Source organism: Anoxybacillus sp. MB8, assembly GCF_011006755.1.
GTDB lineage: Bacteria > Bacillota > Bacilli > Bacillales > Anoxybacillaceae > Anoxybacillus > Anoxybacillus gonensis.
In genome coordinates, this window is record NZ_RXXX01000056.1 from 1 (window position 1) to 12,774 (window position 12,774).

The window sequence follows — 12,774 nt, forward strand, 5'->3', positions numbered from 1 at the left end:
CGATTGGAAATCAGAGATGGTATCTGTCTTATTTGAGCATGCCCATTTTTATGGGAGAAGTATTCATAATTTTGGATAATCAACAGCCGTGGCAGAAAAATTAAATGAGCTAACACCGGGTGACTTTCCGAAAAAAACGATCTTTTTAAATAGTGGTGCTGAAGCAGTAGAAAACGCTGTGAAAATTGCAAGAAAGTATACAGGTCGCCCGGCGATTGTGTCATTTACAGGTGGATATCATGGTCGGACGCTATTAACGATGTCGCTAACAAGCAAAGTGATGCCATATAAAAAAGGATTTGGTCCATTCGCTCCAGAGGTGTATAAATTTCCATATCCATACTATTATCGGGCAAACGGGCAAACGGCAGATGAGGTGGATGAACAGTTAATAGCAGCACTGCAACAGTTTTTTACTGCGGAAGTGGCGCCTGATCATGTGGCCGCGATCATTATTGAACCTGTACAAGGAGAAGGTGGATTTGTCGTTCCATCGGCGAAATTTATGCAGGCGATTCGTCGCATTTGCGACGAGCATGGCATCGTGATGATTGCTGATGAAATTCAAACTGGTTTTGCTCGAACCGGGCGTATGTTTGCGATGGAACACTTCGGTGTAGCACCTGATTTAATGACATTGTCGAAGTCGATGGGAGCGGGTGTGCCGATCAGTGCAGTCGTTGGCCGAAGTGAAATAATGGATGCCCCTGAAGTTGGTCAGCTTGGTGGTACGTTTTCTGGAAGTCCATTGGCATGTGCAGCTGCGCTCGCTGTTTTAGATGTCATTGAAGAAGAACAGCTTATTTTGCGTGCCCGTCATCTTGGTGAAAAAATGATGACGCTTTTAGAAGAAATGAAGCAACAGTTTGATATCGTTGGTGATGTGCGCGGGCTTGGAGCGATGTGTGCGATCGAGCTTGTAACAGATCGGGAGCAAAAAACGCCAGCGAAAGAACAAACAGCATATATCGTTTCCCAGGCATGGAAGCGCGGAGCGATCTTTTTAAGCGCTGGATTATACAGCAACGTTGTACGCTTTTTACCACCGCTTGTGATGACGGATGAGCAGCTACAGAAAGGTTTCTCTATTTTACATCAACTATTAGCAGAAGTACAACAAAAGGTGGTGAAATGATGCGTGAAGTGAAAAACTACATTGATGGTCAATGGTTGAAAGGGAAAAGTGAAACGATTGAGCGATACAATCCAGCTGATCAAAAAGAGCTTGTTGCGATCGTGGCCGGTTCATCTGTTCATGATGTGGATGAGGCGGTGTTTGCTGCGGTGAAAGCAAAGAAAAAGTGGGCGCAAACGGCTGCCCCGGAGCGTGGTGCGTATTTGCAAAAAGTCGCTCATTTATTTGAGCAATACGCGGATGAATTGGCGGAATTGGCTACGAAAGAAATGGGGAAGCGTTTTGTTGAAACGAAAGGAGAAGTATATCGTAGCGCAGCTATTTTACGTTATTATGCCGGCGAAGGGTTGCGAAAAGTAGGGGAAGTGTTACCGTCATTTGATGCAAAAAATTTATTTTTTACAAAACGTGTGCCTGTCGGGGTTGTGGCTGTGATTGCTCCATGGAATTTTCCGCTAGCTATTCCAATATGGAAAATTGCCCCTGCCCTCGTTTATGGAAATACGGTTGTATTTAAGCCTGCACTAGAAGCAAGCGCTACAGGGGCTCGCATCGTTGAATTGTTTGCAGAAGCAGGCTTACCTCCAGGAGTTTTAAACTTTGTTGTCGGCCGTGGAAGCACGATTGGTGATGCCATTGTCGAACATAAAGATGTCGATGCGATTACGTTTACAGGCTCGAATGCGATTGGTAGTGAAATTGCAAAAAAAGCAGCAGCTCGTGGGGCGAAATATCAACTTGAACTCGGTGGAAAAAATCCAGCTATCGTTTTAAAAGATGCAAATATCGAATTTGCGGCTCGACTCGTTGTAGAAGGAGCGATGAAACAAACGGGGCAACGTTGTACGGCAACGAGTCGCGTATTTGTTGAGAAAGAGATTATCGATGTATTTCGAACGCATGTGATGGAACAGGTGAGACGTATTCGAGTTGGAAATGGAATGGACGAACAAGTGACGATGGGGCCGGTTGTCTCGAAAGGACAATTTGAAACGGTTCAGCGTTATATCCATATTGGAACACAAGAAGGACGGCTGCTGATTGGAGGGGGAGCGAACGATGATGTAGGTTGGTATATTGAGCCAACTGTATTTGATTCTGTCTCCCATCGCTCCATTATTGCGACAGAAGAAATATTTGGTCCTGTCCTATCGATTGTAGAAGCGGCATCCATTGATGAAGCGATTGAAATGGCAAACGACAGCATTTACGGTTTAAGCGCGTCGCTATTTACAAATGATGTATCGAAAGCGCTTTACTTTATTGAACATATCGAGGCGGGAATGGTGCAAGTGAACGGCGAGACAGGCGGTGCGGAACCGCAAGCACCGTTTGGCGGGATGAAGCAGTCCAGCTCAGGCACGCGTGAACAAGGGCAAGCGGCCATCGAATTTTTTACTGCGTATCAAACGATTTCTATTCGGCCACATCCAAATATGTGAAAGGGGGATATGTAATGGATCAACAGTTTCATAAAGTATTAACGAAATTAGATGTGTTGTTATTGGCATTTGGAGCGATGATTGGTTGGGGATGGGTTGTGCTTTCAGGTACGTGGATTACGAGTGCAGGTTCACTCGGAGCGATCATTGCCTTTTTAATCGGGGGAATTCTTGTTATTTTTGTTGGTTTGACATATGCGGAGTTGTCATCAGCCATGCCGAAAGTTGGCGGGGAACATTATTTCGTTTTGCGAGCTCTCGGACCTAAGGCTTCGTTTATCGCTGCTTGGGCAATTGCTCTTGGCTATTTATCAGTTGTAGCATTTGAAGCTGTTGCGCTCCCAACAGTGATTGAGTACTTATTCCCAACATTTAAATTTGGCTATCTTTGGACGATTGCAGGTTGGGATGTGAACGTCTCATGGGTGATGATTGGCATGATCGGTTCAATCATCATCACATGGATCAACTATCGTGGGGTAAAAAGCGCAGCCTTTTTGCAAGTCGTATTGACGTTTGTCATCTTTCTTGTCGGTATGGCACTTTTAAGTGGCTCACTCATAAATGGAGAAACATCAAATTTACAGCCATTATTTAAAGATGGGTCGGCCGGCTTACTCGCTGTGTTAGTTATGACTCCATTTATGTTTGTCGGTTTTGACGTCATTCCTCAAACAGCAGAAGAAATGAAAATTCCACAACGTTCGATTGGAAAAATTCTCATTTTATCTGTCGCTTTAGCTGTTTTGTTTTATGTCGCGGTTGTTTTCGCAGTATCATACATTTTGCCGGATGATGTGTTGACAAACTCATCGCTTCCAACAGCGGACGCGATGGCTGTAGCATTAGGTAGTTCGTTTTTCTCAAAGGTGCTCATCATCGGAGGATTAGCTGGCATTTTAACGAGTTGGAATGCCTTTATTATCGGTGGTAGCCGTGTGCTTTATGCGATGGCGCAAGAAAAATTTCTTCCACAATGGTTTGCCCGCATTCATCCAATATACAAAACACCATCCAATGCGATCTTATTCATTGGAACGCTCGCCACATTCGCTCCTCTACTCGGCAGACCAATGCTTGTTTGGCTTGTAGATGCAGGAGGTTTTTCAATCATCATTGCTTATTTCCTTGTTGCTTTATCATTTATTGCATTGCGCAAAAAAGAACCAAATATGCCACGCCCGTTTCAAGTCGGTCAATCATCAGCTGTCGGTTGGATCGCGCTCGTATTGTCGATCGGATTTATTTTCTTATACATGCCAGGTATGCCATCTCAGCTTGTCTGGCCGTATGAGTGGCTCATATTTATCGGGTGGTGGGTGATTGGAGCATTTTTTATCGCACGAATAAAAACGAAAACAATGGAGCAAACAGAACATGTACATCGGATGTAGAGGGGCGAATATGCTCCTCTTTTTGTTTGTGAGGTCATAAAACGATTTCATTTGTGTATACATGATACAAAAAGAAAGGAGGGCTTGTAGTGAATGCAGCGGAGGCGATCGTTCAATGTTTAAAAAGTGAGGACATTTCTCATGTTTTTTGTGTGCCGGGAGAAAGTTATTTACCGATCCTTGATGCCCTTTTTTCTGAGAAAACGATCCAACTCATTTCTGCTCGTCATGAAGGCGGCGCCGCATTTATGGCAGAAGGATATGCGAAAGCGAGCAAAAAAGTCGGTGTGGTGATGGCGACAAGAGGGGTAGGAGCAACAAATGCTGCCATCGGTATTCATACAGCAAGACAAGATTCGACGCCAATGGTTGTATTGTTAGGACAAGTTGCACGATCGTTTCGGGGGCGTGAAGGCTTTCAAGAAATAGATGTTGAAGCATGTTTTCGTCCTCTAGCCAAATGGGCAGTAGAGATTGACGATGCACAAAGGTTACCGGAGCTGTTGACACGGGCGTTTCGAATTGCTCAAACAGGAAGGCCTGGGCCCGTTGTCGTTGCGCTTCCTGAAGATGTTCTTCATGAACAAGTCGATCACGTGACGTTTTCAAAAACGATTGTTCCAAAACCAGCACCGAACGAGGAGGATATTCAACGCATTGAGCAGTTGTTGCGGTCAGCGAGGCGACCGGTTGTCATTGCAGGTGGAGGAATTATATGGTCAAAAGCCATAGACGTCCTTCGTTTATTTGCGGAAAAATGGTCACTTCCCGTCATGTCTTCTTTTCGTCGACATGATGTATTTCCAAACGATCATCCTCTTTACGTTGGTCATCTTGGTTTAGGAACGCAACGAGCGATCATTGAAACGGTGGAACAAGCAGATGTTGTTTTAGCCATCGGTACGCGCTTGTCAGAAGTGACGACACAAGATTATAAGTTATTATCGACGCAACAGCTCATTCATATTGATATCGATTACGATGTCATCGGTGTAACATATTCTCCGCATATTGGGGTTGTTTCTGATGCGAAAGAGGCGTTAAGTCGGTTGTTAAATATTCAACTTCACCCGTCATGGACAGATTGGGTACAAGAACGGCGGAAAACATACGAACGATTTTCGTCACTTCCGTCCATGAAACGGAATGTAAACGAAGAAATGATCCACATCCTTCAACATCTTCTCCCATCCGAAGCGATCATTACAAATGATGCGGGCAATTTCGCAAGTTGGCTCCATTCATTTTTTCAATTTCAGCAACATACATATATTGGGCCAACATCAGGAGCGATGGGATACGGATTACCAGCAGCGATTGGTGCGAAATTGGCAAATCCACATCGTCCCGTCGTTTCATTAAGCGGAGATGGCGGGTTTATGATGACGATCCAAGAGCTAGAAACAGCCGTTCGATATAACATTCCTATCATTAGTGTGGTGTTTAACAATCAAATGTACGGAACGATTCGCATGTATCAAGAGCTTCGTTATCCAAAGCGCGTCATTGGAACAGATTTCAGCAATATATCGTTTGCAAATATAGCGCGTTGCTTCGGAACTGATAGTATGCGTGTAGAAACAGGAGAACAATTTTCATCCGCGTTTACTACAGCACTCCAAAACAATAAGCCAACTGTGATTGAAGTTATGACAGATCCGAACGTATTATCTCCATTTTTAACAATTGAACAGGCGAGGGGAGGAAAACAATGAAAGTATTAAACTATATAGACGGACGATGGGTGTCATCGGTCAGCAATCAGTTTGTGCCGATTGTGAATCCTGCGAATGGTGAGTGTATTGGAGAAGTGACAATATCAAATGAACAAGATGTCGAACAGGCGGTGTTGGCGGCAAAACGAGCCCAAAAAGCATGGGCACTCGTTCCAGCACCAAAACGAGCTGAAGTGCTTTATAAGGTGGGCATGTTACTACAAGAGCGAAAAGAACAAATGGCTCGCCTATTAACGATGGAAATGGGAAAAGTGATTGAGGAAGCGCGTGGAGAAGTACAAGAAGGAATTGATATGGCGTTTTACATGGCAGGGGAAGGGAGACGGTTATTTGGCGATACAACTCCGTCAGAGTTACCGAATAAGTTCGCAATGAGCGTCCGTGCGCCGATTGGTGTCGTCGGATTAATCACCCCTTGGAACTTTCCAATCGCCATTGCAACGTGGAAGTCATTTCCTGCTATCGTTGCCGGCAATGCAGTTGTTTGGAAACCAGCGCTAGAAACACCAATCATGGCACAGCAACTTGCGCAAATATTTGAGGAGGCAGGTTTACCAAACGGTGTATTTAATGTGGTACATGGACGCGGTTCTGTAGTGGGTGAAGCGCTTGTTGAGCATCGAGATGTAAAAGTCATTTCGTTTACAGGATCCAATGAAGTTGGACGGCGCATTGCGGAAACGTGTGGACGTCATTTGAAAAAAGTATCGCTTGAAATGGGTGGGAAAAATGCCATTATTGTCATGGATGATGCCGATGTAGCGCTTGCTGTAGAAGCCATTATATGGAGTGCTTTTGGTACATCAGGTCAGCGTTGTACCGCATGTAGCCGAATTATTGTTCATGAACATGTAAAAAAACAAGTAGAAGAACGGTTACTCGCAGCGATAAGCACATTAACAGTTGGGAACGGCTTAGAGGAAGGAGTAAAAGTCGGACCAGTTATTAATCAAGATGCGTTACAAAAAATTCATCATTACGTTCAAATCGGAAGAAATGAAGGGGCAACGTTACTTGCAGGTGGGTATATGCTGCAAGATGAGCCATACAAAGGTGGGTTTTATTACGCTCCAACGTTGTTCACAAACGTTACACCGACGATGAGAATTGCGCGAGAGGAAATTTTCGGTCCAGTCACATCGATTATATCCGTTCGTAGTTTAGAAGAAGCGATTGAAGTGAATAACAGCGTTGATTATGGGCTTTCTAGTGCCATTTTTACACGAGATATTCATCGAGCGTTTACGGCGATGCGTGATTTTGATACGGGCATTGTATATGTGAATGCAGGAACGACAGGAGCAGAAATTCATTTGCCTTTTGGTGGAACGAAAGGAACAGGCAACGGACATCGTGATTCAGGTGTCGCAGCACTCGATGTATTTACGGAGTGGAAAAGCATTTACGTTGACTATAGTGGCAAATTACAACGCGCCCAAATTGATGTGTGAAGGAGGTTAAACGATGAATGTCATTGTTCTTGGAGCAGGTTTAATGGGAAAAGAAGCGGTGCGAGATTTAATTGAACAGCAAGGGGTATTATCCGTAACACTTGCGGATGTCGATGAGGAGAAAGCGAAAAACGTTCAACGTTCGTTGGCATCAGAAAAAGTGAAAGTGAAGCGAGTGAATGCAGCGAATGATCAAGAACTGCGGGCTGCGATGCATGGGCATGATGTAGCCATTAATGCACTTTTTTATACGTTTAACGAAAAGGTAGCGAAAGCGGCTATTGAAACGGGTGTACACGCAGTAGACTTAGGGGGCCATATCGGGCATATGACAGATCGTGTCCTCGCTTTACACGAACAAGCAAAACGAGCAGGCGTTACATTAATTCCAGATTTAGGTGTTGCTCCTGGAATGATTAATATTTTAACAGGATATGGAGCGAGTCAACTGGATCGCGTTCATACCATTAAATTATATGTTGGCGGTATTCCTCTTCGGCCAGAACCGCCGCTTGGATATAATCACGTCTTTTCGCTTGAAGGTTTACTCGATCATTACACCGATCCATCCTTAATTATTCGTGATGGACAAAAGCAACAAGTACCGTCTTTATCAGAAGTTGAAACGATTTATTTTGAGCGTTTTGGACCGCTTGAAGCGTTCCATACATCAGGAGGAACATCAACGTTGTCGCGTTCTTACCCGCATGTAAAATGTTTGGAATATAAAACGATTCGCTATCCTGGTCATGCAGAAAAATTTCAGCTTCTTGTCGATTTACAATTCACGCGTCGAGACTACGAAGTAGAAGTCGACGGAGCAATCGTACGTCCGCGTGACGTATTGTTAAAAGTACTTACGCCACTTTTAGATTTAAAAGAAAAAGACGATGTCGTCTTGTTGCGCGTAATTGTGTCGGGAGAAAAAGATGGGAAAGAAAGAACGTACGAGTACGAAATGGTAACAGAGAAAGACCGTCAAAAACAAGTCACGGCAATGGCACGTTCAACGGCCTATACGGTTTCTGTCGTTGCACAAATGATTGGTGACGGAACGATTCAAAAGCGCGGGGCATATCCACCTGAACAAATCGTTCCAGGAGATCGCTATATTGAAGAAATGGTTCGTCGCGGTGTCGTCATTCGAGCGACTATTCGTTGAAATTGTGAACAAAATGGTAAATTTTCTGATTGTTATGACGACTAATTTGTTTATTATGCTAGAATATGTATACATGAAATAGATTTGGAGGTGAACATATGCTACATATTGTAGCTTGTATTAAGCAAGTGCCAGATACGAAAATTATTAAAATGAACCCGAAAACGAACACGATGGACCGTGCGAGTGCTCCTGCTATTTTAAACCCGTATGATGCGCATGCGGTAGAAGAAGCTGCTCGTTTAAAAAAGAAGTACGGTGGAATCGTATCTGTTTTAACAATGGGTCCTCCACCAGCAGTAAAAGCCATTAAAAAATGTATCGAGCTCGGGGCTGATGAAGGGTATATGATTTCAGACCGAGCATTTGCCGGAGCTGATACGCTCGCTACAAGCTATGCGCTTACAAAGGCGCTCGAAAAAATCGCCAAACATCGTCCGATTGACCTCATCATTTGTGGAAAAATGACGATCGATGGGGATACGGGGCAAGTCGGACCTGGCATTGCACGTCGTTTAAACATTCCTCCTCTAACTGGTGTAAACAAAGTTGTTGAAGTGAATAAAGAAAAAGGGTATGCGATCGTTCATCGCAAATTAGAAGATGGTTATGAAGTGGTAAAATCACAATTACCTTGTTTGTTTACTGTCGAAAAAGACATCAATGACATCTCCTTTGCACCATTGCCAAACATGATTAAAGCCGCACGATATCAACCAACGATTTGGACTGCAGACGACTTAGAAGATGTTGACCGCAAACAACTAGGATTGAAAGGATCCCCAACGATTGTATCAAAAGTATGGGCACCACCGAAGCCAGAAGGTGGAAAAATATTAACAGGAACAAAAGAAGAGCAGGTGAACGAACTGTTGTCTATTATACTTGAGAAAAAAGAGCTTTTTGTATAGGGGGAGTAGCGCATGAATTTCGATGATTATCGGGGGATATGGATATACATTGAAGTGAAAGATGGGCAAATTGCTCCTGTATCGTTAGAATTATTAGGAGCAGGACGGGCGCTAGCAGATAAACGTAAAACAGAGCTCGCAGGAGTTGTCATTGGTAGTGGTGTAAAAGCACTTGCCCCAACACTTTTTCAATATGGTGCAGACGTTGTATATGTATATGATGATCCAATTTTTGAACATTACCGAACAGAACCATATATGCGCGCTTTGCTTGATTGTTGCCATAAACATAAACCAGAAGTCATTTTATATGGGGCGACGCCATCTGGAAAAGATTTGGCGAGTGCCATCGCAACCGATTTACCGACAGGATTAACAGCGGATACGACAATACTTGATATTGAAGAAGATACAGGGTTACTGTTAGCGAGCCGCCCGGCGTTTGGTGGAAATATTATGGCGACGATTTTATGTAAAAAATATCGTCCACAAATGGCAACTGTTCGTCCAAAAGTAATGAAAGCGCTACCGCCAGATCCGTCGCGCACAGGTCGCGTGATCGAGGAGCATATTGAGTTACACGAAGAAGAAATGCGGACGAAAGTGTTACAGATTGTGAGAGAGACAGCGAAAAAAGTGCGTATTGACGAAGCGGACATTGTTGTTGCTGGCGGAAAAGGGATGGGCAGCAAAGAAGGATTCCAACTCATTCATCAGCTCGCAGAAGTGCTTGGTGGTGCCGTTGGAGCGAGCCGTGATGTTGTAGAGGCAGGGTGGATTGATCATCATCACCAAGTCGGACAAACCGGTGTGACTGTCACGCCGAAAATTTATTTTGCGATCGGTATTTCCGGAGCAATTCAGCACGTTGTCGGCATGCAAAATTCGGAGCTCATTATCGCCATCAATAAAGACCCGAACGCTCCGATTTTCCAATCATGCCACTACGGTATAGTAGGCGATGCGTTTGAAATTGTCCCGCTTTTAATTGAACGATTGAAAGAAGAAATTCCGAAGATAAAAGCAGCTGCCGATGTGAAGGAGGAGATCCGCCATGCCTGAAAAATTTGATTGTATCGTTGTTGGCGCAGGACCAGCTGGAACAGCTTGTGCCTATGAACTAGCAAAAGCAGGGGTTAACGTGTTACTTTTAGAGCGCGGCGAATATCCAGGAGCGAAAAACGTCATGGGCGGTGTATTGTATCGAAAAATGATGGAAGACATTATCCCAGAGTTTTATAAAGAAGCACCGCTAGAGCGCCCAATCGTCGAGCAGCGATTTATGATGATGGATAAAGAATCGGCGGTGACATTTAGTTACAAAGGATTAGAGTGGGGACGCGAGCCGTATAACAATTTTACCGTATTGCGTGCCAAATTTGATCAATGGTTTGCCGAAAAAGCAGTCGAACAAGGAGCATTGCTCGTTTGTGAAACGGTAGCGGTCGAATGCATCGTTGAAAACGGCCGCGTCATCGGTGTTCGCACAGACCGACCAGATGGCGACATTTACGCGGATGTAGTCGTGTTAGCAGACGGCGTCAACTCGCTCTTAGCGAAACAGCTCGGGTTTCATCGCGAATGGCGGCCAGATGAAGTCGCTTTAGCGACGATGGAAATTTTAAAACTAGATAAAAACGTGATTGAAGACCGCTTTAATCTTGAAGCCAATCAAGGCTGTACAATTGAGATTTTTGGCGATGCGACAAAGGGGATTTTAGGAACAGGATTTTTATATACGAATAAAGATACGCTCAGCATCGGTGTCGGTACGCTTTTATCTGGATTAATTAAACATAAAATCAAGCCGTATGAGCTACTTGAGTATGTGAAAAATCATCCGATGATTCGTCCATACATTCAAGGGAGTGAACCTGTCGAATATTTAGCACACTTGATCCCAGAAGGTGGTTATCATTCCATTCCGAAAGTGGCAGGCAACGGGGTGCTTGTTGTTGGGGATGCGGCACAGCTTGTCAATGCGATTCATCGCGAAGGTTCCAATATGGCGATGACTTCTGGTCGGTTAGCGGCAGAAACAATCATTATGGCAAAAGAGCAAAACGACTTTTCCGAAAGCATGCTTGATCAATACCGAATGAAACTGATGGAAAGCTTTATTGGGCAAGACTTGAAAAAATATAAAGATGCGACCCATCATTTTGAATCGTTCCCACAATATTTTGAACAATACATCCCGATGCTCAACCGCGCAGCAAGCCAAATGTTTACGGTGGACGGGGCATCGAAATGGGAAAAACAGAAAAAAATTTGGCGTGATCTTGGCTCGACGAAACAAAAGTTTAAGCTGGCGCGCGATATGATGAAAGCATGGAAGGTGATGAAATGATGAAGGCGCAAACGATTGAAGAAAAGCAATATTTAGTTCGCTTTAATGCGGATACGAAATCGCATCTTCACGTGCTTGATGACAACATTTGTTTAACGAAATGTCCCGATAAAATTTGTACCATTTTTTGCCCAGCAGCTGTTTATAAATGGGAAGATATTCGCATGCATGTTGGCTATGAAGGCTGTCATGAGTGCGGCAGCTGTCGCATCGGCTGTCCGCACGAAAACATTCGGTGGGAATATCCACGCGGTGGTCATGGCATCGTCTTCCGTCTCGGGTGATCGCTATGTTTCACATCGGAGATTGCGTCGTCTACTTGGATGGAACGAGAGGCATTGTGCTAGAAGTAACCGATGACCGTTGCCACGTCTTATGGGAAGATTACTTCGTCAGCTGGGAAAACAAAACGTTATTAACAGTCGATGAAGAACTAACAAAAAAACAAACGATTCGCGGTTCTTCTCATGTAAGCCACCCTTTATCGTAGGGTGGTTTTTTGCTTCTTTATATACAATTTATTGGTTCATCACCACAACATGTACTTGACAAGCGATATGTTATCCTGGACAAGGATTTGCAAAAATCATTGATTTACTGATTTTTTCCTTACAAGCGCGAGTGGGACATGTTACGAAAAAATCAAGCACAACTTTTGGTGAAGAACCAATTTATTCTAAAAAAGAGGTTGACGGATGTTTTTTTTTTTTATGATTATTTTGTAAATTCTTTTTGAAATGGGAGGGTGTACATGGTTGCGATAAGGAAACAAATTATTTTGTTTTTTTGCTTTGTCTTATGTTTTGCTTCAATATCTCCAAAAGTTTTAGCAAAAGAAAAGTATTCAAATAGGGAGTTGTTTTATACAAGTGTCATGCCTGTATATAGTATGGAAAATAGGAAAAAGGTTGGACAAAAATCTTTTGAAACTAGTGTTAAAATTGACAACAAGACTAATGATACTGAAGAAGTAATTGTTTCAACAAAGATAATTACAGAAGATTTCCAGTCGGGAGAGGTTCGCGAAGAATATAGCACGCAAACATATACTTTTAAGAAGAATAAGTTAGTACGTATTAATAATAAGGATATTGAGTGGTGCTAGTATAGTTTTATGGACAGCTTTTAGTTAACTCTCTATCATAAAAGATAAGAGAGGAAGTGTCCGATATGAAACAAAAAAAGAAATATAA

Annotated in this window: 11 protein-coding genes and 1 pseudogene; all 12 read left to right on the forward strand. The window is 43.4% G+C overall.

Features of this window, described 5'->3' with window-relative positions; all coding sequences use genetic code 11:
* Positions 1 to 88 precede the first annotated feature (88 nt).
* Positions 89 to 1,135: pseudogene (gene gabT, locus EKC99_RS13985) on the forward strand (4-aminobutyrate--2-oxoglutarate transaminase); the annotation flags it as partial.
* Positions 1,135 to 2,577 (forward strand): aldehyde dehydrogenase family protein, encoded by a 1,443-nt coding sequence (locus tag EKC99_RS13990; protein ID WP_035067577.1) that lies wholly within the window; start codon positions 1,135 to 1,137, stop codon positions 2,575 to 2,577. The pseudogene gabT and the gene EKC99_RS13990, both read left to right, overlap by 1 nt.
* Before the next feature lie 14 nt (positions 2,578 to 2,591).
* Positions 2,592 to 3,971 (forward strand): APC family permease, encoded by a 1,380-nt coding sequence (locus EKC99_RS13995; protein WP_163152449.1) that lies wholly within the window; start codon positions 2,592 to 2,594, stop codon positions 3,969 to 3,971.
* A gap of 89 nt (positions 3,972 to 4,060) precedes the next feature.
* Positions 4,061 to 5,686, forward strand: a complete 1,626-nt coding sequence (locus tag EKC99_RS14000) for a thiamine pyrophosphate-binding protein (RefSeq protein ID WP_075039355.1) — start codon at positions 4,061 to 4,063, stop codon at positions 5,684 to 5,686.
* A complete protein-coding gene (locus EKC99_RS14005; RefSeq protein ID WP_019417797.1) occupies positions 5,683 to 7,158 on the forward strand; it encodes an aldehyde dehydrogenase family protein in 1,476 nt (491 codons plus the stop codon). The genes EKC99_RS14000 and EKC99_RS14005 overlap by 4 nt, the downstream gene beginning before the upstream one ends.
* Positions 7,159 to 7,171: 13 nt before the next feature.
* On the forward strand, positions 7,172 to 8,320 hold the full coding sequence (locus EKC99_RS14010) for a saccharopine dehydrogenase family protein (protein WP_163152451.1): 1,149 nt from the start codon (positions 7,172 to 7,174) through the stop codon (positions 8,318 to 8,320).
* Between the two features lie 98 nt (positions 8,321 to 8,418).
* Positions 8,419 to 9,231 carry an electron transfer flavoprotein subunit beta/FixA family protein gene (locus EKC99_RS14015; RefSeq protein WP_163152452.1) on the forward strand — a complete coding sequence of 271 codons (813 nt, stop codon included), beginning with the start codon at positions 8,419 to 8,421 and terminating at the stop codon, positions 9,229 to 9,231.
* A gap of 12 nt (positions 9,232 to 9,243) precedes the next feature.
* Positions 9,244 to 10,293, forward strand: a complete 1,050-nt coding sequence (locus EKC99_RS14020; protein WP_163152455.1) for an electron transfer flavoprotein subunit alpha/FixB family protein — start codon at positions 9,244 to 9,246, stop codon at positions 10,291 to 10,293.
* Positions 10,286 to 11,581 (forward strand): FAD-dependent oxidoreductase, encoded by a 1,296-nt coding sequence (locus tag EKC99_RS14025; protein ID WP_043966842.1) that lies wholly within the window; start codon positions 10,286 to 10,288, stop codon positions 11,579 to 11,581. Before EKC99_RS14020 ends, EKC99_RS14025 begins: the two co-directional genes overlap by 8 nt.
* On the forward strand, positions 11,563 to 11,865 hold the full coding sequence (locus EKC99_RS14030; RefSeq protein WP_006319754.1) for a ferredoxin family protein: 303 nt from the start codon (positions 11,563 to 11,565) through the stop codon (positions 11,863 to 11,865). Before EKC99_RS14025 ends, EKC99_RS14030 begins: the two co-directional genes overlap by 19 nt.
* Before the next feature lie 5 nt (positions 11,866 to 11,870).
* Positions 11,871 to 12,071 carry a hypothetical protein gene (locus EKC99_RS14035; protein WP_035067565.1) on the forward strand — a complete coding sequence of 67 codons (201 nt, stop codon included), beginning with the start codon at positions 11,871 to 11,873 and terminating at the stop codon, positions 12,069 to 12,071.
* A 261-nt stretch (positions 12,072 to 12,332) separates the two neighbouring features.
* Positions 12,333 to 12,686 carry a hypothetical protein gene (locus tag EKC99_RS14040; protein ID WP_163152456.1) on the forward strand — a complete coding sequence of 118 codons (354 nt, stop codon included), beginning with the start codon at positions 12,333 to 12,335 and terminating at the stop codon, positions 12,684 to 12,686.
* The last annotated feature ends 88 nt before the right edge of the window (positions 12,687 to 12,774 follow it).